This is a genomic window from Brevibacillus nigriterrae (genome assembly GCF_049846925.1).
GTDB lineage: Bacteria > Bacillota > Bacilli > Brevibacillales > Brevibacillaceae > Brevibacillus_H.
The window spans coordinates 187749-209406 of the sequence record NZ_JBNCMT010000003.1 but is presented as its reverse complement, the minus strand read 5'-3'; the positions used below and the strand labels follow the sequence as shown (position 1 = coordinate 209406).

The following is a 21658-nucleotide window of genomic DNA, read 5'->3' as shown; positions in this document are numbered from 1 at the left end:
CCTCTCTATTCTCTTTTTTTCTTAATAACCTTGTAATCTTTTCCATTCGATAGGATAGAAATCGTTCCATGAATTCCGGTTATATACGTTTCCGCCCATGATTCACTCAGGCGCTCGACAATTTCCTCCTGATTCGCTTTCATTTCTTTCTCAGACAATCCTGTTTCAATAACAGCTATCTGAGCATCAACCTTGGTCAAAAACACCTGTGATGACGCCTGGTTGCTTCCTTGACTCGCTACTTTCAAGATCTCTGATCGGAGAATCTTGGTGTATCGCTGCAGCAGTCGGTCTTCTGCTTTTTCGCTGATTGCACTGGTGAAAAGAAAACGCAACTGATCCTGCTTAAGTTGAAACACCAACGAATTATCCTGCGGTGATAAAAGCAGCGGTTCGCTCGGATTCAAAACTTTCAACACAATCTTTTCGTCAAAAGTCAGTTCATCACCTTCTCCAAGCAGGATAAGTTTTTTGTTTGCAGGCAAGGGTATTACCTGTTGAATGGATCTGTGGATCGCTTCTGGCATCAGGATGGTATCGATTTGAAAATGGTTGGAAAGCTCAGGGTAGCCACCCGCATGAGTAGGCAAATCGTTGGTGATCATCACGTAGTCGATTTTGGTCACTTTGCGCTCTTCCAGCAGTTCCAAAAGCGTGGAAACATCCTTTTCACTTCCTGTATCGATCAACAACTTCTTCCCGTTTGGAAAAGTAATCAATGTACTCTCCCCGTTTTGTAGAGGGAAAAACACCGTAATCATGCCAAGAAAGTCATTTTCATTCTCGCTTAATATTGGGTCATCTACTTTTACTACGTTTTTCAAATGATCGTCAATTGAACACGCAGTCAGTAGAAAGGTGAGTACGATAACCAGCAAGCAGTTGAATCTCATAAAATGATCACCCTTCAGGAACAGCATGTTTCATTTTATGATTCTTCTTCTGCAACCATTCTTTTTTGGGGGTCGAGAAAAGGCGTGATCATTTCACGCAACGAAACCCATGGCCCTGTCTTTGTCTGGAAAGGTGGCAAGGAAGCAAGGAACGAACGTCCGTATCGTGATTCTACAATCCGGGAATCAAAGACGACAATCACCCCTTGATCCATATGATGGCGAATCAGTCGTCCCACACCTTGCTTGAATCGAATGATGGCCTGTGGCAGGGAAAGCGACATAAACGGATTTTTCTTTTCTTCCTTCAGTCTTTCCGAACGCCCCTCAAGCAACGGATGATTCGGCGGTGTAAACGGGAGACGGACGATGACAAGACAGCTTAAGTCTTTGCCAGGGATGTCTACTCCCTCCCAAAAACTGCTGGTGCCAAGCAACACGGCTTTGGATTCACGCTGGAAGTTGCGGACAAGCTTGCTGCGATTACTGCTGTCAATGCCATGTCCTAACAGTGTATACCCCTCTTCTTCTGACAACAACTGCTTCATCCCTTCATAGACTTGACGAAGCATGGAGTAAGAGGTAAAGAGGATCATGGTCCGCCCTTCTGCGGCTCGGACAACATCGACACAACCTTGTGTGACGGCATCCAGATACATTCTCTCATTCTCTGAAATAGAAGGTAAATCCGATGGCAGCAACAAGAGTCCCTGTTGTTCATAGTCAAAAGGTGAAGGCAGCGTAACCGTACGATAGTTTTGTTCCTGATTTGCGTCAAAACCCAATCGCTCCAACAAATAGTCATAGCTGTTTTTCACCGTCAATGTTGCTGATGTCAGAATCACACTCCGCTTTTCTGCAAAAAACTGTTCACGCATGGTTTGTCCAATATGCAGTGGCAAGGCGTACAGAAATAAATGCTTGCGAGAGGTGCGTGATTCAATTTCCATCCATTTCACCAGGTCGGCATCGTCTTGTATAAGCAAGGTATGAATGGTCTCGATTGTCCGCTTCACATCTTGCACGATTCCTTCCAGATCTGTCTTGCATCTTTTTACACCGAAGGAAAGTGGCTTTTCGGGCTTTTGAATCGGTGCAAGCAGTTCCTCAAGATTCGCTCCCAGTTCAGCGAGTTCTTTCTTGCATTTTTCAGACGAGGTAATGATACGAGCGTTGCGATCGCTAAAATCTCCCACCCGATAACGTACAGTCGCTCTTCCGATATCGATTGTCTCTTTGGCTCGCTTCAAAGCCCAATGATACAGAAGCTGTGACCATTGCAAGTAGGTTTCTCTTGCCTTGATGTGTGTCCGTCTGATTGTCTCCATCTGTTCTTGGACAAAGGTGGAGAGCGAGCTGTCCCACTCGTTCAATTCATTGCTGTACACGTTCAAAATGGCTTGCTCCTGATCGGTTTCCAGCCTTTCGAGCAAATACATAAGCTGAGCAGTTGAATACTCAATGCCTAAGTGTTGACTGGCTACTTCCTCTAACTGATGGGCCTCGTCGATGATCACTACCGGTGTTTTGGGAATAATCCCACCATCTGCATCCATATCCGAAACCAAAAGAGCGTGATTCACGATAATGAGATCGGCTTCACGTGCTCGTTCTTTTGCTTGATAGTAGAAACAACGAGAGAACCACGGACAGTGTCGGTGCAAGCACGAATGCGTATCACTTTTGACTTGCTGCCATAGATTGGATGCTGCGGGTGGAAGACTGATTTCCTCATAGTCTCCTGTTTCTGTCTGCGTCAGCCAGGTGACGATCTGAGCTTTAGCTAGCATGACCTCATGGGATGAATCACTTGAATCGTTCAAGGTTTGCTCAAATTTTCGCAAGCACAAATAGTTTCCTCTTCCCTTCAACTGAGCGGCTCTCATGTCAAAAGGAAGGACTTTCTGGAGAAGCGGAATGTCTTTTGCAAAAAGCTGTTCCTGCAGTTGAATCGTATGAGTGCTGATCACCACTTGTTCCTGATTCAGCTTTGCCCAGAGGATGCTCGGGATCAAATAAGCGAGCGACTTGCCGGTTCCAGTCCCCGCTTCGGCAAACAGGTGTACCTCGTCGTCCATTGCAGCATAAATAGCTCGGATCATGGCTTCCTGCTCGTCTCTTCGCTGAAATGAAGGGTTCTCCCGATGCAAAGCACCTCCCTCTCCCATCAGACTTTCGAGAAGGACATCAATTTCCATATGAGCAAATGTTTGTTTGGTTTCAATCCAATGCTTTTTTTGCTTACGTAACGCAATCTGACGATATGTATCCCAGTTTTCATCTTCGCTCTGTTCCGTTGGTGCCTCTGGATCAAACGAACAGGTCATCATTTTTTCCATCTCGACATGACGTAGCAGAGCGCCGATGTCTGAACGAAAAGTGTTCACTAGCATCTGCAAGCGTTGAATCGTGATGAGCGGCATCTCTTTTAGTATCAATAGCAAGTGCAACAATAATTCAGACGTTGCCAAAGCATCGCTATCAGCCTGATGAGGGTTTTCATGCTGAATGTCAAAGGAATCCGCTAGTTCTACCAAGCGGTAACTCTCTTGCATGGGCAAAAGAAAACGTGCCAACTCGACTGTATCCAGCACATAGCCATCAAACGGATAATAGCCCTGACCAAGCAGGGCTTCTTGAAGAAAGTTCAAATCAAACGATGCGTTGTGCGCAACAAACGTACGTCCGTCCAAATAACGCAAGAAATCTGGCAAAACCTCTTCCATGGACGGTGCATCAGCAACCATCTCATCGGTAATTCCGGTTAAGGAAGTAATAAAGGGTGGTATCGGCTGATTCGGGTTTACCAGTGTTGTATATTGATCAAGTATTTGTCCATCCTCAATGACTACCGCACCAATCTGGATGATGGTATCACCATTTTTTGGATGGGTTCCTGTTGTTTCGAAATCTACGACGATGAAACGATCCAACTATCGTCACCTCTATATGTAAGCTGCCAAACTTGATAGTCCCTTCGTAGCATTCGGCAGTCAATGACAAAATCCTGCTTTTCAGATATGGATTCTGTCTGTTTTTTCTTCCAAAACAGGGGAAGACAGGCCAAGTTTCGCATTACATAGCTTGAGATATTGGGGTACCTCACCGTAGTGCCCTGTATCATAAAGCACTTTTTTGAAGTAATGCTTGGCTACCTTCCAGCTTTCTTCCTTCACGGCAATTTTCCCAAGATGATAATACCCGAGTGATTGCACATACGGGTCTTGTTCGTCTAGAAAGGAACTAGCCAGCCGTTTTGCCTCTGTGTATTCTCCCTCGCAACAGTAGATGGTCACAAGTCCCGACAATGAAAGAATATGTCTACGATTGCGCAGGATCACAAAGCGAAAAATTTCTCTTGCCCGCTCGATGTGACCGCCACAAAGATGCATCCACCCGTAACTAAAAAGAAAGTCGTTATTTTGGGGAGCAAGCGCAATTGCCTTTTTCACTAACGGGATTGCTTTATGCTCTCCTTCAATCAACCAGGTGTTCCAGCCATGCCCATGCCATGCCCAGGCTTGACGGGGATTTTGATCAACAAGGTAACGATAACAGAGCATGGCTAGATGTATTTGTCCATTGGCTTCATACATGGTTGCCATTTCTCGTAGCAACTGCTGGTCCGTATTGCGGTCTGGCACCTGGATTTGAATTGGTGGATTCAACTGAAGACTGCTGTCTTGCTGACGGAGCAAGGATGCGATCCTGATCCACAAAACGAATGCTTCCCAATCAGTTTCGTTTTCTTCCAGATATTCATCCAACTTTTCAATGGCTTCGTGTGCCTCTCCTTGTTGGAAATGACAAAGCGCCAGATTAAACAGACTCTCCGCATGCGATGGCATTACTTCTCTTGCCGATTCAAATGACTGGGCAGCTTCCAGGTAGTGTTTTTCCTCAGCCAGAATACAGCCAATCGCATTATAACTGATAGCCGAAACCTTTGGTGAACTGGCGGTTTTGCTTAATAGACGAAACTCCCGCAAAGCAGCTTCTTTCTCATCATTAAAATACATACTGTATGCGTAATACAAGCGACCGTGTTCCCAATCGGGATTCTCTGTCAGAAGCTTGCTAAAATAATTTCGGGAATCTTCGAAAAGCCGCAGATGGTAGAAACCTTCACCCTTGCGAAAAAGATGTTCATGTATTTCGAGTTCGTCGGATGAATCTTTTCCTTTGGCGAAAATAGGTGCAGATCCCGTATTCGTTATCGATTTCTCATCCTGTGTAGGGTTTGTCGCTTTATTTGACGGATCAAACGTATGATTGTTACCACTGAGTTTTACTTTTTTTATTAAAGTAGAAAGCTTCTCTTCATATTGAATCCACTGATCTACGATTTGATCGCTTATCTCCCGGTGTTCTTTTAATTCTCCCGCCAATAACAGTCTTCGCTGGGTATCAGCTGTTTTCCACTCTGAATCAATCCGCTCCAACCCATTACACAGTGAAGTAAAATATTCATCAAGCTTCAAAAAAACACCCCCCCAATCGGACGCTGATTACTCTCATTGTCTCACTGGAAGGGTGGCTCTATTCAATTAGAACCTCTTACAAAATCGTTGCGTGAATTTCTTCGCCAATGATTTCCTTGATCTTGTTATTTTCACCCATAATCGCAACTTTTGGTTTGTATGTTTTGATCTCTTCATCAGTCATCATTGCATACGCAATAATAATGACGACATCTCCAGGTTGAACAAGGCGGGCTGCAGCACCATTCAAACAAATAACACCGCTTCCAGGTTCGCCTTCGATTACATACGTCTCTAAACGGGCTCCGTTGTTATTATTTACGATTTGCACTTTTTCGTTCGGCAACAAATCGACTGCTTCCAAAATATTTTTATCAATGGTAATACTACCCACATAGTTCAGGTTGGCTTCCGTAACCGTAGCCCGATGAATCTTGGACTTCATCATCGTGCGAAACATGAGTATTTCCCCCTCAATCGTTTAGATGGTAACCATCACATTATCGATCAGTCTGGTGCGTCCGAATTTAACCGACAGGGCAATCAGGTACGTCTCTCCCTGTCGCAGCTCAGATTCAGCTACCAGTTCTGGATATTTTAGCACTTCCACGTAATCAATCTCGGCAAGTGGCTTTTCTTTGATCTGTGTCAGGATATTTTCAAGGATTGTTGCTGCAGAACGCTCACCTTGGTGAATACGTTCTTTGGCGTTCCCCAAACTTTGTGACAGAACAAGCGCTTGCTCACGTTCTTCTGTAGACAGGTAAACATTTCGGGAGCTTTTGGCTAATCCGTCTTTTTCCCGAATAATGGGACAAGGAACAATCGTCACTGGGATCGAAAGGTCGAATACCATTTGTTCGACAACCGCCACTTGCTGCGCATCCTTTTGACCAAAAAAGGCGTAGTCTGGCTGCACTATTTGGAATAGTTTGGTTACAACTGTTGCGACTCCGTCAAAATGACCCGGGCGAGATTTCCCACAGAGTACCTCAGTGACTTGGGCAACTGAAATATTGGTAAGCATCTTCTTGGGATACATCTCTTCTACCGTCGGAGTAAACAGAATATCCACTCCGGCTGCCTCTGCCAATGCACTGTCTCGCTCGATATCTCGTGGATAGCGATCGAAGTCTTCATTTGGTCCAAATTGCAGGGGATTTACAAATATACTCATGACGACAATCTCTGTCTTTGCTTTGGCAGCTTCCACCAGACTGATATGTCCTTCATGAAGGAATCCCATCGTCGGAACGAACCCGACTTCTTTTCCACCTTGACGCATTTCTTTTATATATTTTCGTACTTCGGCAATTGAGGAAACCTGAATCATTTTTTGACTCCTTCACCATATAGTTGTGAGATGGTTTCTTCAGAAGCGGCAAATGTATGTTCTTTCGCTGGAAAGCTACGATCTTGTACTTCTGACACGTAATTTGATACGGCTTTGAAAATAGCTTCTCCCACATTCGCATATTGCTTCACGAACTTCGGTTTGAGGTTCGAAGCAAAAGTTAGTATATCGTGGAAGACAAGTACTTGTCCATCACAACCTGCACCTGCACCGATGCCAATTGTCGGGATACTGATACTCTCTGACACTTTGGCCGCTACCTCGGCTGGAACACACTCCAGTACGATGGCAAAGGCATTTGCTTCTTCGAGTGCTTTCGCTTCTTCAATCAAACGACGTGCTGCTTCTATATCTTTCCCTTGCACTTTATATCCACCCATTTGATGAACCGTCTGGGGCGTTAACCCGATATGGCCCATCACAGGGATCCCTGCTTGTGTCATTCGTTTGACGAGCGGTACAACTTCAAGCCCGCCTTCAATTTTCACCGCTTTGGCAAGCCCTTCCTGCATGAGTCGTCCAGCGTTCTTGATCGATTCCTCGATTGTTCCGTGATAACTCAGAAATGGCATATCCGCTACGACAAACGCTCGCTTGGCGCCTCGAGTTACGGCTTTAGTGTGATGCACCATATCGTCCATGGTGACAGGAATGGTTGAATCGTAGCCAAGTACGACCATTCCCAATGAATCTCCGACCAGGATTACATCGACACCTGCTTCCTCGACGATTTTCGCCGATGGATAATCGTAGGCCGTAATCATAGCAATCGGTCGTCTTTCCTGTTTGGCTTTGCGAAGATCAGATGTTGTTACTGGAGCACTTTTTGTAAACATGGCTTCCCCCACCTTTTCTCGCTACCTCGCCTTTTCCTTGAGAATTCCATCCAAATGTTCAAAAATGTTTTTCACAACTAAAAAAACCTTCTCACCCAATAGGAAAGAAGGTCGTCCATGCGAAAAAATGGAGAAACATGTTGGATTTCCTTCTGTCTCGGTCCTTATAGGCTCAGAGCAGAAATGTAATGTTCAACTGTACTTCAAAACGGTCATGGCCGTTTTGTTAGAGTGCCATTCACATCAGATGCGATACAGCCTCTTAAGGGTAAGTATAGCAAAGCTTTTACGTTTTTGCACCATATTCCACGTCGGCTGAGTAAACTTTGTGAATTTTTCCCATCTCGTCTTCAACCATCAGGACACCTTCCGAATCGAGTCCGATCGCAGTCCCGTAAATGGCCGTTTGCAATGTCCGAACATGAACTTGCTTGCCGATGGAATACGCCGAAGCTTCCCAAGCGGTTTTGATTGGTGAAAAACCGACTTGCAGATACAAATCATATAATTCCTCGAATTGACGACAAAAATCCTGGATGAAGCTTGCTCTGCGGACAGGCTTGCCTGCAGCAATTTGCAAGGAGGTACCGATTTGTTGCAACTCAGGCGGGAAATCGCTCTCGACGAGGTTCACGTTTGTACCGATCCCAATGACAAGATAATTGATCCGATCCGACTCTGCATTCAATTCGGTCAATATTCCACATACTTTTTTTCCGTCAATAAAAATATCGTTCGGCCACTTGATTTGTGCCTCGACACCTACATGCTTTTGAATCGTTCTTGCCATGGCAACCGCTGTTAACAGCGTCATTTGTGAAGCTTTGGGCAAAGGAATCTCCGGTCGCAATATCAGACTCATCCAGATTCCTGTTCCTTTTGGCGAATGCCACGGACGTCCCAATCGACCTTTGCCACCTGTCTGCTTTTCAGCAAGAATCAGCGTGCCTTCTGGTACACCGTTATTGGCCGCTTCATGGGCAAGAATTTGAGTAGACACGACCGTCTCATAGGTAATAACCTGGTGACCGATACGCTTTGTTTCTAATCCAACCTGAATTTCCTCGGAAGAAATTCGATCAGGTGCCATAACGAGCCGATACCCTGACTTGCGGACAGCCTCGATGTCGTACCCTTCCTGACGCAATTCTTCAATATGCTTCCAAATGGCTGTTCTTGTACAGGAACAGGTATGGCTCAGCTCTTCTCCAGAAATAAATTGATTGGGTCTGTCATGAAAGGCCTTCAGAATCGCTTGCTTGATGTTCATTTTTACTTACCTCTTTTCTTGCTACCCGAAGCAAATCTTCTCGATTATTCGGAAGTCCATGCAGCGCCACTTGCTCGAACAAATAGCGAAGCGTCCGCCCAATCCAATCACCAGCCTTGCGATCTATTGCGGCTTGCAAATCAAGTCCGTTGACAGCCAACTGGTTTAGGGAATGGATGGGGAGACGATTGTTCGCTTCGATCAGTGAATGAGATGACTTGCGATCTCGCTTGTTCCACCAATAAGCTTGGAGAATATTATCCAATTGTATACATAAATCCCAACCAAATTCGAGCAAAAGCGGTTCCCACCTGACCTCTTTCGGCTGATCCCAAGCTGGGTCAATCATCCGCAACATTCGCACGAATCGGTCAACGGTTTCCCGCTCCTTATTAGACATACGCAGCATGGTGCCAAGATGATTTACTCTTTGGTCATCTGCTCCCAGCGTGAAAAGCAAGAACGACCATTTCTGCGGGATCGAACCTAAATGGGTCAAGCGCCAATTCTCTTGCAAGGAAGCAGTAAACACATCAGCCAAATCCGGGAAAGCATGGAGCAAATCTGTTTCTACGATCAACTGACAGCCATTTGCTGGTTGTTCACTGTCCACTAATTTATTAAGCTCTTCACGAATTCTTTCTACAGCAACATGCTGCAAATTGGCCGCTTTCTGGCTCATGGCTTCCCGTGTATGCGGTTCGATGGAAAAGCCTAGCTGTGAGGCAAATCGAGCAGCACGTAACAGGCGTAAGGCATCCTCCTGAAATCGTACAAGCGGGTCTCCGACAGCACGAATCGTCTTGTTTTCCAAATCAATCTGACCGTAAAAAGGATCGATAAGCTTGTCAAAACGGTCCATTGCCATCGCATTCATCGTAAAATCACGTCTGGCTAAGTCTTCTCTCAAATCGGAAACGAAATTGACTTCATCGGGCCTACGGTGATCGGAATAACCGCTTTCTGTCCGAAAAGTAGTTACTTCGTAAATGAATCCACCCTGTTTGACCGAAACGGTTCCGTGCTTCAACCCGGTAGGAATGTGCTCGGGAAAAATGCTTCCGACGTCGCTTGGATGGGCATTTGTACATATATCTATATCATGAACAGGTCGATTCAGTAACCAGTCGCGGACACAACCTCCAACGAAGTACGCTTCAAATCCGTTGGCTTCCAATCGCTCAAGAATGGATATTCCATGCTGCTTTAGCAATGTATTTCCTCCTCTACTCCCACTGACTCGATCTGAACAAACAGTTAGGAGGGACTCGTTCCATGAGGACACTCATCGGCTTTTTGGTATTTCTCTCAAAATTATTGCAAACAGCCAAGCTAAAATAGCTTGTTTCATGGGTTTATTGAATTTCCTTTATACGTTCATCGATTCATGTTTGCAGTTGGAATCCTCATTCAAACCAAGCAATCTCTGATACAAATACTCATAATGGGAAGCAATTTTATCGTGGCAGAATGTATGGCAGGAGCGCTCCACTGAAACTCGGGAGAAATCCCGGTACGTCGCTTCGTTGGTTAACAACGCTACGGTACACTCCACCATTTTTTCTACGTCACCAATCTCACAGAGGTATCCCGATTGACCATCTACAACAACCTCAGGGATTCCTCCTGTCCATGTTGCAACCACAGGAACACCACAGGCCATTGCTTCAAGGGCAACCAAACCAAAGCTTTCTTTCTCAGAAGGAAGCAACATCACGTCTGCAAGTGAAATGACTTCTGCTACGTCTTCCTGTTTACCAAGGAAAACCACATCTTCACCAAGACCCGAGTCACATACCATTTTACGAATCGTTGAAAGTTCAGGACCTTCACCGATAAACAGCAATTTGACTGGCAACTGCTCACGAACCTTACGGAAAACCTCCATTACATCCGTCACACGCTTGACCGGACGGAAGTTGGAAATATGCATCAGTATCTTTTCTCCGTTCGGAGCAAACTTCTTCTTCAATTGTGCTACCTCTCTGCGGTAATACCTGCGCTTGTCGACGAAATTGTAAACAAGCTCGATATCTTTGTTCACCTGAAGCAATTCATTAGTTTCCCGAATCAAATCCTGAGAAACGGCTGTCACCATGTCACTTTGTTCAATGCCGAACCGAATCATGTCCCGCAAACTCGGATCATATCCCAAAACGGTAATGTCAGTACCGTGCAACGTAGTGACAATCTTCAACTGATCACCGACCATTTGTTTCGCCAAATACGCACACAACGCATGTGGAACCGCATAGTGAACATGGAGCACATCCAGTTTTTCATTGATCGCCACCTGAGCCATCCGGTTTGCAAGCGTCAGGTCATAAGGAGGGTATTTGAACACATCGTACTGATTGACCTCTACCTCATGGTAAAAAATATTCGGGTGAAACTGTCCCAGTCGAAATGGCATTCCTGATGTAATAAAGTGGACGTTATGTCCCCGTTCAGCAAGCAACTTGCCAAGCTCTGTTGCCACAACCCCGGAACCGCCTAATGCAGGATAACACGTAATTCCAATATTCATCGTACAAGCACTCCCTTACACTCTTTCTTCCTATGGCAGGAAATCCAATCGGAGTGGAGTTGAACTTACAAACCCTTCTGCATACATAGTTCCAGCTTGCTGTCCAAACAAACGCTCTCTGTATTCCACCAATTCAATGTACCCGTTGTTGAGTGGGGTACTGACACTCCCTTCTTCTCGCTCAAACTGACTGCGATAACAGGAGAGAATGTTCTTTTTTTCTATGTATATGTCACTGATATCTACAAAAAAGCCTGGTGCTGCTGTCGAATTGATAAAGTAATAATAGAAGGCGGCAGGACGATATGCTGGCAATTCCTGTTCACCTTGATACTTATGGATTCCAGCGTTAAAAATTGCTTCTTTCACAATGCGGCTGACACTCTCATGATCCGGGTGTCTGTCTTGCCAATAAGGGGCCAAAACAATAGTTGGACGAGTTGTTCGGATCAGGTCCACAATCTTGGCAATTGCTTCGTCCCTTACTGACTCTAGCCCTCGGTCTGGCAAAGCAAACTGATACCTTGCTGCAAGACCCAAAAGCTTGGTTGCTTCTGCTGCTTCCTGCTGCCTTCGTTCTACCGTTCCATTCGACGATAACTCTGCATAGGTCAAATCAAGAATGGCTACCCGCTGACCGTTTTTTGCTGCTTTTAACAATGTTCCGGCTGCACCGATTTCTACATCATCGGGGTGTGCGCCAATTGCCAGTATATCTAAACCATCCATTGATCAGGACTCCTTACATACAACTTCTTATGACTCTTCACTGACTACTTCTCGCCAGTCCAAATCTCCTTGTGCCAATGATTTCAACAAAACTTCTGCTGTCCCCATATTCGTAGCAAAAGGAATACGGTGAACATCACACAAGCGAAGCAAAGCGATAATATCGGGTTCGTGAGGCTGCGAAGCGAGAGGATCACGCAAAAAGATAATTAAATCCATCGCATTCTGCGCAACCATCGCACCGATCTGTTGATCGCCTCCAAGTGGTCCCGACAGAAAACAGGTGATTTGCAGTTGCGTGTTTTCCATAATTCGGGTACCTGTCGTACCGGTAGCGTATAGTTCGTGTGAAGCCAGTATTTTCTCATAGGCCACGGCCAATTGGATCATCTCTTCTTTTTTGCGATCATGAGCAATCAAAGCAATTTTCATTTTTCATTTCTCCCCAATCTCGACCCTTTATTGCTACAAACGTTGCCTTAGTCCAAAAGATGTTCCAAGCCGTATACCAGGTGATCAAGATTCATAACTGCTTTGATGGACAGGTTTACTCCTGGCATGAACGACTCTCGGTTTATGGAATCGTGACGGATCGAAAGCGTTTGGCCTGTTGCACCAAAGAGGACCTCCTGATGGGCAACCATCCCTGGCAAACGCACACTGTGAATGCGGAACCCTTGGTAGAGCGCTCCTCTTGCACCCTCCAGACTCTCTTCTTCCTCTGGATGACCCTGTTGTACTTCCGCCCTTGTTTGCGCAATCAGTTCTGCTGTCTTCAATGCTGTTCCACTTGGTGCATCCAATTTTTTATCGTGGTGCAGCTCAATAATTTCTACATGTGGCATATACTTGGCTGCCATACTGGCAAATTTCATACAAAGGATAGCACCGATCGCAAAATTCGGAGCAATGATCGCTCCGAGATCTGCTTCTTTGTATCTTGCAGTCAAATCTTCCATCTGTTCAGGAGTTAATCCCGTCGTTCCCACTACTGGACGCACTCCATAGGCAAGTGCCATTGACATATGCTCCCAGATGCTATGAGGCGTCGTGAAATCAACCAATACATCTGGTTGATACGTTTCGAAAACTTCTTTCATCGACGTATGCATGAGTACGCCAATCTCTTTACCGACAACAAATGGTCCCAGATCTAGTCCGTCATGTTTGGAATCGATGGCTGCCACCAGTTCAAAAGCTTCCTCTTGCAGCACCATTTTTACTGCTTCTTGCCCCATGCGCCCTCTTGCACCCGCGATGGCAACTTTAATTTTTGATTGTCCCATGGCTATCTACTCCTCGATCCTTGTCCATCTATCTTTATCTCTTGTATTAAACTTGTGCATAATACGATCAAATGCTTCCTGCAAGTCAATATTCAGTGAGTTGGCAAAACAGAGTACGATGAAAAACACATCGCCGAGCTCTTCATCGATTGTTTTGGCTTCTTCATCGTTCTTTTTCGGTTTTTCACCGTAGTAGTGATTAATTTCTCTTGCCAATTCGCCCACTTCTTCTGTCATTCGTGCCATCATGGCAAGTGGTGAGAAGTAGCCTTCCTTGAACTGTGATATGTATTGATCCACTTCTTTTTGGATTTCACTCAGTGATTTTCCTTGGTCCATGGTTGCCTCCTACCAATGATTGCCTAACTATTGAGTCTCCAACTATTGATTCTCTAACTTTAATCGTAACGCAATCGGTACCATTTGCCAAATCATTCTCTTGTGATAGTGTATCACAGATTGGACAAGCCGAAAAACGTGGATTATAATGGCATTTGGAGTTGATACAGACATACATACTATGCATAAAAAAGGAGAGGGGAACTCGTGCAGATCAGGCTTAAGAGCATCATTGCAATTCTCATCGGTACCATTATCATGGGTTTTGGAATCACGCAATTCAATATCCCCAACAGCTTGGCTGAAGGCGGAGTAACAGGGATAAGTATCATTATTAAAATATTGGCTCCACAATTTGACCAAGGTCTCATTTATTTCATATTGAATGTCCCTCTTTTTGTTATTGGGTGGAAAGTATTAAGCAGAACGGCATTTGCCTATACAATAATCGGTACGGTCTCCTTATCTCTATCTCTTTCCCTTTTTGATTCTATCCTCAATCCATCTGTCATGACGGATCGTCTGTTGGCAACCTTATTTGCCGGGGTTACTGTTGGAGCTGGTCTTGGAATCATCTTTCGATATGGTGGAACAACCGGTGGAGTCGATATTATTGCCCGACTTTTCCAAATGAAGTACGGCATCAGCATCGGCAGAACCTTGTTTATGGGTGATTTGGTTGTTATTGGGGCCTCTCTTGTTTATCTAAGCGTAGAGAGTGCCATGTATACACTGGTTGCGGTCTTCATCGCTGCACGTGTCATCGACTTCTTCCAGGACGGTGCGTATGCTGCCAAAGCATTAACGATAATTTCTGAACATGCGCAGGATGTTGCTGATGAATTGCTCAAATTGGGTAGAGGGGTTACTCTTCTGACTGGCAAAGGGGCTTATTCCGGAGTCGAAAAACAAGTCCTGTATTGTGTGGTTGGACGTAACGAGGTCATGCGCTATAAGCAAATTGTTCAGGAGGTTGATCCTCATGCATTTGTCGTCGTTAATGACGTTCACGAAGTGCTTGGAGAAGGATTTACACTGGATGAAAATAAAAAACCGCTGCATGATTAATTTCTCACATCTGCTACATTCTTGATTAAACAGCAAAAGCAACCGTTCCGCTGTCCTGGATGGTTGCTTTTTTTAATCCTCGTTTATGCTGCATTCCCCTGCTCTGCCACGTACTTTTTCCACGCCACGTAACTCAGAGTTAACGTGACAGCCAAGGCAATGGTTATGATCAACATAAAGGGGGAACCTGGAGCCATCAATGTGCCAATGGTGCTTTTGTCTTCCCCTGCAAACGACTCCTGAATATCTCCATGCAATTCTCTTAATGTTTCACGGATGATTTGCCAATCCAAAGATTCATTCTTTGTTTCTTTCAGCAGATGTTCATAATGTGCCGCAATTTTGGACATTTGCTGCTCTTGCAAATGAATGCTCATGGCAGGGCGAATGACAAGGTAGAGCTGATAGTTTTCTTCGAGCTGGGAGCGTAATGCGGCTGCATCCCGTGTTACGGAAACCTGCAATAACTGTTGCATCTGATTGCTAAACGATGAGTAATATTGCTTCCACATCGGTTGATGATCATGACTCAGAGCATCGATGGCAATTCTCACTCGTGTCGCATGCCAAAGATAGATATTTTCCTCTTCTTTGGAAGTAGCAAATACCTGTTTGGCTGATAGGATCGACTGGGTTACTGCATTTAAACTTTCAATCCGGATCGAAATGGGAAGCGTCTGATTCGGGAAAAGGTCTGCCAGTTGATCGATATGGTGCTTTGCCTTTTCCATATCCCCTTTTTTGGTTGCCTCCAACATTTCTTCGGCTATGTTATCCAGTGTCCGTAAGTGCTCTTGATTGGGTGGTACATCAAAGATCGGAAAGAGTTTACTGATCGGCAGAGCCAAGAGCAGTCCGGTCACAACTAAGAACAGTAGTATTATCCTGTTTTTCTTCAAAAGAAAAACCTCCTTCCCATAGTACAGACTATGGAAAGGAGGACAAGATTAGACCTCTTTTCTTGAGAGGGTAACATTCAAATACCAGATGAAACCTACTGATGCGATACTCAAAAATACGGTGCACAAACCGACGATTCCCGTGTAAGGTACCAGTTCGTCCGGTAACCAGGGATGAATATCCATCACGTAATCAAGAAAATCATTATTCAAGGTCCATAATGCTGCGAAGCCTACAGGAAGCCAGCTCAGCCGATAGAACTTTGCGTACAAAGCTGATTCAATCGCCATTCCTGCGTGCGAAACGAGTAACATCATGTCAACCCAGTTCACTTCATTACCCATCAACCAACCAAAAACAATAACGGCTACTGCCCATACTCCGTACTTGAAATTCGTAATTCCGGCTAGTGCCTCTAGTAACGGATACTGGCGGCCAATTAAGTAGGTGAACAATACAAGTGTAAAGAGACCGCTGCCTGTTGGACTATCTGGCACAAAAATACGAAGTGGAGGATAGGTATCTGCCAATTGTGCTTCGTACCATATGAAGCCATAGATTGTTCCTAATAAGTTGATGATGAGCAGTATCCAGAGAAACCACCGTCTCCCTAAAGACTCCCAAAACCACTCCCATACCCACTTCATGACTATCTCTCCTATAGGTTACCCTCATCAATGACCTTAAACCCGCCCGGTACAAGCTATCGCTGGCGCCGGGCGGGGCTCCAAACTTACACTTCCTAACTACTAAGAAAAGCTGACTGATTGCCAGCCAGCTTCTCTGTAGCTACTTCACGAACTATTTTAATGATGCCAAGTACTCAGCAACAGCTTTGATTTCAGCGTCATCTTTAATCATTCCTGGAGGCATTGCACCTTTACCATTCTTGATGATGTCTGCAATTGCAGTTGCATCAAGCTTAGAACCAACTTTTTGAAGGTTTGGTCCCATGCCGCCTTCCATGTTGCCACCGTGGCAACCTTGACAGCTTGCTTGCTTCGTCCAAACTTCAGTTGGTTTGAAATTCGGATCTGCTTCAACAGCGCCACTTGGTGCAGCAGCTTGTGATCCACCCGGAGGATGTTTCTTATGATGCTCATCCATAGCAGCCCAAGTCAAGTAAAAAATACCAACAAGAGCAAGTAACATTAATCCAGAAGCGATTGGACGGCGATATGGACGACGCTCAGGTCCATTATCCAGGAATGGAGCTAACATCAAACCACCAAAAGCAACCGCTGGGATACCAACTGTGCCTAAAAGTACCCAATCTCCTGCTGCCCAAGGGTATTTAAGAAGTTGGAACAAGAATAAGAAGTACCAGTCAGGCAATGGAATGAAGCCTGTATCATTCGGGTTTGCCTTTCCTGTTAACTCAGGTACTTCAGTTACTACAAGAACTAAAAATCCTACCAAACAAACTGCGCCAACCATCCATTCTTTCAGCAGGAAGTTAGGCCAGAACGGCTCAGACTTACCTGGAAAATCGGAGTAAGATGGAGCGATGTTCGGAATGCGCTTCGCCGATACCCGCGAGTCTCCGACGAAGGTAGCATCTTTATCGTGTTTAGACATGCTAATTCCTCCCTTATTTGTCGAAGACGGCTTATAGTGGTCCAGAAATACCTTGTTGACGAATCATCACAAAGTGAGCTGCAAGCAAGCCGAACAAACCTGCTGGCAAGAAGAACACGTGGATTGCAAAGAAACGAGCAAGTGTTTGCGCACCTACAATGTCCCCACCTGTTAACAATACTTTAGCATAAGGACCAATTAGCGGAATTGTATCCGCAATTTGCAGACCTACTTTGGTTGCAAAGTATGCTTTGTTATCCCATGGCAACAGGTACCCTGTAAAGCCAAGTCCTAACATCATGAAGAAAATCAACATACCAACAACCCAGTTTAATTCACGCGGCTTCTTATACGCACCAGTAAAGAATACACGAAGCGTATGTAAGAACATCATGACGATTACGAGACTGGCACCCCAGTGGTGCATACCACGAACGATCGTACCGAATGCTACTTCATTCTGCAGGTACTTAACAGATTCGTAAGCGTTGATAATATCTGGAACATAATACATGGTCAAGAACATCCCAGACAAAATTTGGATAACAGTAATAAAGAACGTTAATCCCCCAAAGCAGTAAACGAACGCCGAAAAATGGTGTGCCGGGTTCACGTGCTCTGGTACTTCATGGTCGGCTAAATCGCGCCACATAGGAGTTATGTTGAGGCGCTCGTCCACCCAATCATACATCTTTTGTAACATCTAAGCACTCACCCCCGGACGCGTATTCGGTTTTGTTTTACCTAAGTAAAGCTTGCCATCTTTTACTTCTTGATCATATTCATCCAGACTCTTTAACGGAGGAGTTCCAATAATGTTCTCTCCATTAATAGCATAACGTCCGAAGTGACATGGGCAGAAGTACTCATTTTTGTTCTCGCCAGTGTTCCAGTCAACTGTACAGCCTAAATGCTTACAGATTGGAGAAAGAGCCAAGATAGTACCATCTTCAAGCTTTCTTACCCAAGCAGACATTGTAGACTCTGATTCATACCATCCGTCTTTGGTATGAACTTTGTAGTCGACACGTTTAGGTTCTGGACCAAAATCATCTACGTTTCCAACCGCTACTTTATCTCCACCGGCAGATGTTTTGAGAACTGGATCAATTGCAAAACGAATCATTGGTGTGATCATGCCAGCAGCTAGGAACCCGCCCGTACCCATCAAAGCATAGTTCAAAAAGGTACGTCTGGAAATTTCCTGTTTTCCACTCATTTCTTTTTTCCCCTCCTTATCTTGTAAATTACGTAACAAGGAATTTGTCATACAAAAAAAGCAACACTAGGTCAAGACCAATAATAGCTAACCCCTATTTAGATGTCAAGAATGTCGCGTGATAGTATGACAAAAATGGACGTCAAATGTTCCTTAAATGTTAACAATTTGTCAAAAAAATCAGGGGTTTCCCGTATTGACAACGCTTGCATTTTATTGTTTTTGATCTGTCCCTGATTTATTCGTTATTGCTACTGATTCTCTCCAAATTTTCAAGATTTGTTGATAGCAAACATCTGCTGTAATTTCAAATCGAACCTGTGAATCCAAATCTTCATCACCTACCGTCAAATAGTGCACGGTTTCAGCAGAAGCTTCTGTTTTGAGCAACCAGTTGTCACCTGAGAAGCGCAAGACAAAAGTAAAAGGAAACGACTCAGGAATGGCGCTCTCAACCCAAGCTCCCCCTCCCTGGTAAGCCAGCGGAAACAACAGAACTCTGCCTTTCAACTTCTGTTCAATCAAGCTTGCCAACGCCATTAAATATTGCATTCGTTTGACGTGCTCGGGAATAGCAAAATCCTTTCGATACAAATAAAGAGGGAGCAGTGCGGTATCTACAAACTCTCGCAACTCCTCCCAGTTCTCCAGCTCAGTTAATGTCCATTGCATATCGATACCCTCTTCAATCTGGAATCTAGTCAAACCTTAAGATACCACGATTGGAAGTGGATTTTCAATCAACCAGTCTCTTTTTCGAATGCAAGAATTTCTCGAAGTTCGCTTGTTAGCACGTAGAACTGTTCTTTATTCCCTACAGCCAAAGCTTCATCGATCAGCTCATATAGCGTTCGCTTTCGAAACTTCCTGACCTGTTCATCAATAACGATTTCGGATAATAAACCAGCAACCATATTTTGCGTAAAAAAATTGGGTCGATCCATTCCATATCCCTCACTTCAACAAAATCGTTGATTCGGTGAAGCCATTGTATTGTTTTAACCAGGTGTGACATGCATTTGTACTGGCGTAAACCCAGTCAGATGAACCGTACTCCCCCACCTTTAGCAACCCTAGGTGAACCATCATTTTCAGGATTCGATTCGTCAGGATGTTTTGGGAATCATCGTAGTAGAACGATTTCAACCAGGGCAAGAGCGTATATTGCAAATCTTCTTGTGCGATCCACTCTCCTTTAGACATGAACGGGATTAATTGTACAAGCATGGGTAAATTGGGTATCGCGCGCTTGTATAATCGCAGCCAGAAGCGGATCAAATCGTAATGCGTATGCTCTTGAAATGGCTTCATTAGCTGCTCCAGACCACGTTCTGTTACTTCTACATGTCCGTCAGATTCCCGGAGCCATCTTTGGTAGTAGCAGTAGTCATATAAGAGACTGAATCGGTCAGGATACAGATCGAAATGTAACCCGTAGCCAAACCTCCATTTTTGTGGAGAAAGCGGCTCTTCGGGAACTGACATGAATTTGAGCAATTGAAGCTGGTACCGTTTATACATCCCGCCCTCTGCTGTCAAAGGTACTGGTTCGCTTTCGAGAAACCGCAACAGTTGATACATGTCATCACACATCGCTGAACCTTCATCACGATACGCCGGTATGTCTCGTCGGTCTGTGGCCACACGATTCTCCTGCTTCTTCCACATATCCAGCCATGCCTGTACGTAAGGCTCTCTTAGATCAACAGGAACCTGAAACTGACCTTGTACATTTCCTTTCGCCGGGAAAATCCAGCCTCTTTTCAATGCACTCGTGATGACTTTGCGCATTTCATCTTTTCGTTCTGCTCCTGTCTGATAAAGGGCAACCCCAGCTTTGGCAAGCAAATCCTCGAGTGAATACTGATTGCGTTTATCCAAAAACAGCAGGAGCAAAAAATGCACTTCATCCGTAGAAAGACTGGATACCTCCTGCTGGATCGTCCCTCTCTGCTTCACATTCATCAGTAGAGTCGTAATCAACTCGTTTTTGGAATGGGGGTCACAACTAAGAGAGTAGTGTCTGGCGATTTGGTTGAGCTGTCTGATGTCCGTGAAGACCATAATCTCTGCCAAATTCATTGGAATCCCTTCTATCTTATCGATTCTTGCTAACCATTGTAGCCAAAATATACTTCGGTCAAACTTACGATAAGACACTGACAGATAAAAAAAGAAGTTGCCCAAAATAGGCAACTCCTTCGTCAAAACAACGACTTACATCTCTTCATCAATATCCCATTGATCCAACAGCGTCTGATATTCTTTTGCTTCCTCATACCGTCCTGCCTGAGTCAACAAGGCAACTAAACGGCGAATCTGATCAAGGTCAAAACCGGATAACTCCACATATTTCTGTAAAGCGGTTATGGCTTTGGCCGACTCCCCCATGGACAGGTATACATCGGAGAGCGCCGGGTATGCAGTTATGTATTCTTCATCTAGAACGATTAGCATTTCGAGTAGTTTTTGTGCCTCCTCTAATTTGCCGGTATGGAAAGCCATCAATCCAAAGCCAAACAAAATTTCTGGTGCCTGTTCTATCGCAAACGCTTGCTTGTATGCCTGGTAGGCCTCTTCAAAGCTACCTTGCTGAGCCATCATTCTGCCTCGAAGCAATAACGTACTAAGCGTATGCTCATTGCCTTCGCCAAGCAGTTCGACCGTCTTCTCTACATTCCCAAGACGAGCGTACATTTCGCCGAGAGCGGCACAAATATCTTCATTGTCTGGTTCCTTCTCCCGTGCGAGCTCCAGATACTTGATCGCCACTTCTTCCAAATCCTGCATCGAATAAAGGTCAGCTAGCAACAGATATAATTGCAGTTCTTCACAACCCTCTTCCTTTAGCTTGTAAAGGACTGACTGTGCCTGCTCATAATCCCCATCCTCTAGAAAGATCTCTGCCAGCATCAATTCTCCGTCTTGACGCAACTCAGGTTCAATCTGTGCTGGAGAGGACAAGACTTCCTGCAATAACTGTGATGCTTTGTCATAATGCCCTAACTGATACCAAATCTCGGCAAGATAAAGCATCACTTCCGGCAATTCTTTCCCGTGCTCCTGTACCTTTTGCAATACTTGTATTCCGAGATCAACTTCATTATTTTCAATTTTGTTAATCGCTTCATGTATAACTTGTATCCATTTTTTCGGCATAAGTGCACCTCTTCTATTC

23 protein-coding genes are annotated in these 21658 nt (G+C 44.8%); 1 reads left to right on the top strand and 22 read right to left on the bottom strand.

Annotated features, from left to right (window positions below; all coding sequences use genetic code 11):
- Positions 1-5: 5 nt before the first annotated feature.
- From ACPW7N_RS03920 to ACPW7N_RS03860, 13 genes are all read right to left on the bottom strand, one after another.
- Positions 6-893, bottom strand: coding sequence for a ComEC/Rec2 family competence protein (locus ACPW7N_RS03920; protein ID WP_425649704.1), 888 nt, complete (start codon positions 891-893; stop codon positions 6-8).
- A 35-nt stretch (positions 894-928) separates the two neighbouring features.
- Entirely contained in the window at positions 929-3826 is a 2898-nt protein-coding gene (gene dinG / locus ACPW7N_RS03915; protein WP_425649703.1) for an ATP-dependent DNA helicase DinG, read from the bottom strand.
- A gap of 81 nt (positions 3827-3907) precedes the next feature.
- Positions 3908-5374 (bottom strand): tetratricopeptide repeat protein, encoded by a 1467-nt coding sequence (locus tag ACPW7N_RS03910; RefSeq protein WP_425649702.1) that lies wholly within the window; start codon positions 5372-5374, stop codon positions 3908-3910.
- A 76-nt stretch (positions 5375-5450) separates the two neighbouring features.
- Positions 5451-5834 carry an aspartate 1-decarboxylase gene (gene panD / locus ACPW7N_RS03905; RefSeq protein WP_425649701.1) on the bottom strand — a complete coding sequence of 128 codons (384 nt, stop codon included), beginning with the start codon at positions 5832-5834 and terminating at the stop codon, positions 5451-5453.
- Between the two features lie 21 nt (positions 5835-5855).
- The gene (panC, locus tag ACPW7N_RS03900) at positions 5856-6707 is read right to left on the bottom strand and encodes a pantoate--beta-alanine ligase (protein ID WP_425649700.1); all 852 of its coding nucleotides are present in this window, start codon (positions 6705-6707) and stop codon (positions 5856-5858) included.
- Entirely contained in the window at positions 6704-7564 is an 861-nt protein-coding gene (gene panB / locus ACPW7N_RS03895) for a 3-methyl-2-oxobutanoate hydroxymethyltransferase (RefSeq protein ID WP_425649699.1), read from the bottom strand. The genes panC and panB overlap by 4 nt, the downstream gene beginning before the upstream one ends.
- Positions 7565-7850: 286 nt before the next feature.
- Positions 7851-8834: a biotin--[acetyl-CoA-carboxylase] ligase gene (locus tag ACPW7N_RS03890; RefSeq protein ID WP_425649698.1), complete on the bottom strand. Its 984-nt coding sequence runs from the start codon at positions 8832-8834 to the stop codon at positions 7851-7853.
- Positions 8797-10047 (bottom strand): CCA tRNA nucleotidyltransferase, encoded by a 1251-nt coding sequence (locus ACPW7N_RS03885; RefSeq protein ID WP_425649697.1) that lies wholly within the window; start codon positions 10045-10047, stop codon positions 8797-8799. Before ACPW7N_RS03885 ends, ACPW7N_RS03890 begins: the two co-directional genes overlap by 38 nt.
- A gap of 156 nt (positions 10048-10203) precedes the next feature.
- Positions 10204-11361 carry an N-acetyl-alpha-D-glucosaminyl L-malate synthase BshA gene (bshA, locus tag ACPW7N_RS03880; protein WP_425649695.1) on the bottom strand — a complete coding sequence of 386 codons (1158 nt, stop codon included), beginning with the start codon at positions 11359-11361 and terminating at the stop codon, positions 10204-10206.
- A gap of 30 nt (positions 11362-11391) precedes the next feature.
- On the bottom strand, positions 11392-12090 hold the full coding sequence (gene bshB1 / locus ACPW7N_RS03875; RefSeq protein WP_425649694.1) for a bacillithiol biosynthesis deacetylase BshB1: 699 nt from the start codon (positions 12088-12090) through the stop codon (positions 11392-11394).
- Between the two features lie 27 nt (positions 12091-12117).
- Positions 12118-12522: a methylglyoxal synthase gene (locus tag ACPW7N_RS03870; protein WP_425649693.1), complete on the bottom strand. Its 405-nt coding sequence runs from the start codon at positions 12520-12522 to the stop codon at positions 12118-12120.
- A 47-nt stretch (positions 12523-12569) separates the two neighbouring features.
- Complete coding sequence (gene dapB, locus ACPW7N_RS03865; protein ID WP_425649692.1) at positions 12570-13376, bottom strand: 4-hydroxy-tetrahydrodipicolinate reductase; 807 nt, start codon at positions 13374-13376, stop codon at positions 12570-12572.
- 6 nt (positions 13377-13382) lie between these two features.
- A complete protein-coding gene (locus ACPW7N_RS03860; protein ID WP_425649691.1) occupies positions 13383-13715 on the bottom strand; it encodes a nucleotide pyrophosphohydrolase in 333 nt (110 codons plus the stop codon).
- A 207-nt stretch (positions 13716-13922) separates the two neighbouring features.
- Between ACPW7N_RS03860 and ACPW7N_RS03855 the strand changes: the two genes are divergently transcribed.
- Positions 13923-14783, top strand: coding sequence for a YitT family protein (locus ACPW7N_RS03855; protein ID WP_425649690.1), 861 nt, complete (start codon positions 13923-13925; stop codon positions 14781-14783).
- Positions 14784-14866: 83 nt separating this feature from the next.
- Here ACPW7N_RS03855 and ACPW7N_RS03850 read toward each other — a convergent pair whose 3' ends face one another.
- The 9 genes from ACPW7N_RS03850 to ACPW7N_RS03810 all read right to left on the bottom strand — a co-directional run bounded on the left by ACPW7N_RS03850 (position 14867) and on the right by ACPW7N_RS03810 (position 21639).
- Positions 14867-15682: a sporulation protein YpjB gene (locus ACPW7N_RS03850; RefSeq protein WP_425649689.1), complete on the bottom strand. Its 816-nt coding sequence runs from the start codon at positions 15680-15682 to the stop codon at positions 14867-14869.
- Positions 15683-15730: 48 nt separating this feature from the next.
- Complete coding sequence (locus ACPW7N_RS03845; protein WP_425649688.1) at positions 15731-16330, bottom strand: DUF1405 domain-containing protein; 600 nt, start codon at positions 16328-16330, stop codon at positions 15731-15733.
- Between the two features lie 154 nt (positions 16331-16484).
- Positions 16485-17261, bottom strand: a complete 777-nt coding sequence (locus tag ACPW7N_RS03840) for a c-type cytochrome (RefSeq protein ID WP_425649687.1) — start codon at positions 17259-17261, stop codon at positions 16485-16487.
- A 31-nt stretch (positions 17262-17292) separates the two neighbouring features.
- Positions 17293-17964 (bottom strand): menaquinol-cytochrome c reductase cytochrome b subunit, encoded by a 672-nt coding sequence (gene qcrB, locus ACPW7N_RS03835; protein WP_425649686.1) that lies wholly within the window; start codon positions 17962-17964, stop codon positions 17293-17295.
- Positions 17965-18480: a QcrA and Rieske domain-containing protein gene (locus ACPW7N_RS03830; RefSeq protein WP_425649685.1), complete on the bottom strand. Its 516-nt coding sequence runs from the start codon at positions 18478-18480 to the stop codon at positions 17965-17967.
- Positions 18481-18693: 213 nt separating this feature from the next.
- Positions 18694-19152, bottom strand: coding sequence for a DUF2487 family protein (locus tag ACPW7N_RS03825; protein WP_425649684.1), 459 nt, complete (start codon positions 19150-19152; stop codon positions 18694-18696).
- A gap of 68 nt (positions 19153-19220) precedes the next feature.
- The gene (locus ACPW7N_RS03820) at positions 19221-19424 is read right to left on the bottom strand and encodes an IDEAL domain-containing protein (protein ID WP_425649683.1); all 204 of its coding nucleotides are present in this window, start codon (positions 19422-19424) and stop codon (positions 19221-19223) included.
- Between the two features lie 10 nt (positions 19425-19434).
- Positions 19435-20562 carry a hypothetical protein gene (locus ACPW7N_RS03815; protein ID WP_425649682.1) on the bottom strand — a complete coding sequence of 376 codons (1128 nt, stop codon included), beginning with the start codon at positions 20560-20562 and terminating at the stop codon, positions 19435-19437.
- Between the two features lie 135 nt (positions 20563-20697).
- On the bottom strand, positions 20698-21639 hold the full coding sequence (locus ACPW7N_RS03810; protein ID WP_425649681.1) for a tetratricopeptide repeat protein: 942 nt from the start codon (positions 21637-21639) through the stop codon (positions 20698-20700).
- Between the last annotated feature and the right edge of the window lie 19 nt (positions 21640-21658).

Bases quoted from the DNA above. Each gene is read 5' to 3' on its own strand.
- ACPW7N_RS03920 (WP_425649704.1), bottom strand. From the start codon at position 893: ATGAGATTCAACTGCTTGCTGGTTATCGTACTCACCTTTCTACTGACT.
- panD (WP_425649701.1), bottom strand. From the start codon at position 5,834: ATGTTTCGCACGATGATGAAGTCCAAGATTCATCGGGCTACGGTTACG.
- panC (WP_425649700.1), bottom strand. From the start codon at position 6,707: ATGATTCAGGTTTCCTCAATTGCCGAAGTACGAAAATATATAAAAGAA.
- panB (WP_425649699.1), bottom strand. From the start codon at position 7,564: ATGTTTACAAAAAGTGCTCCAGTAACAACATCTGATCTTCGCAAAGCC.
- ACPW7N_RS03890 (WP_425649698.1), bottom strand. From the start codon at position 8,834: ATGAACATCAAGCAAGCGATTCTGAAGGCCTTTCATGACAGACCCAAT.
- bshA (WP_425649695.1), bottom strand. From the start codon at position 11,361: ATGAATATTGGAATTACGTGTTATCCTGCATTAGGCGGTTCCGGGGTT.
- bshB1 (WP_425649694.1), bottom strand. From the start codon at position 12,090: ATGGATGGTTTAGATATACTGGCAATTGGCGCACACCCCGATGATGTA.
- ACPW7N_RS03870 (WP_425649693.1), bottom strand. From the start codon at position 12,522: ATGAAAATTGCTTTGATTGCTCATGATCGCAAAAAAGAAGAGATGATC.
- dapB (WP_425649692.1), bottom strand. From the start codon at position 13,376: ATGGGACAATCAAAAATTAAAGTTGCCATCGCGGGTGCAAGAGGGCGC.
- ACPW7N_RS03860 (WP_425649691.1), bottom strand. From the start codon at position 13,715: ATGGACCAAGGAAAATCACTGAGTGAAATCCAAAAAGAAGTGGATCAA.
- ACPW7N_RS03845 (WP_425649688.1), bottom strand. From the start codon at position 16,330: ATGAAGTGGGTATGGGAGTGGTTTTGGGAGTCTTTAGGGAGACGGTGG.
- ACPW7N_RS03840 (WP_425649687.1), bottom strand. From the start codon at position 17,261: ATGTCTAAACACGATAAAGATGCTACCTTCGTCGGAGACTCGCGGGTA.
- qcrB (WP_425649686.1), bottom strand. From the start codon at position 17,964: ATGTTACAAAAGATGTATGATTGGGTGGACGAGCGCCTCAACATAACT.
- ACPW7N_RS03830 (WP_425649685.1), bottom strand. From the start codon at position 18,480: ATGAGTGGAAAACAGGAAATTTCCAGACGTACCTTTTTGAACTATGCT.
- ACPW7N_RS03825 (WP_425649684.1), bottom strand. From the start codon at position 19,152: ATGCAATGGACATTAACTGAGCTGGAGAACTGGGAGGAGTTGCGAGAG.
- ACPW7N_RS03820 (WP_425649683.1), bottom strand. From the start codon at position 19,424: ATGGATCGACCCAATTTTTTTACGCAAAATATGGTTGCTGGTTTATTA.
- ACPW7N_RS03815 (WP_425649682.1), bottom strand. From the start codon at position 20,562: ATGAATTTGGCAGAGATTATGGTCTTCACGGACATCAGACAGCTCAAC.
- ACPW7N_RS03810 (WP_425649681.1), bottom strand. From the start codon at position 21,639: ATGCCGAAAAAATGGATACAAGTTATACATGAAGCGATTAACAAAATT.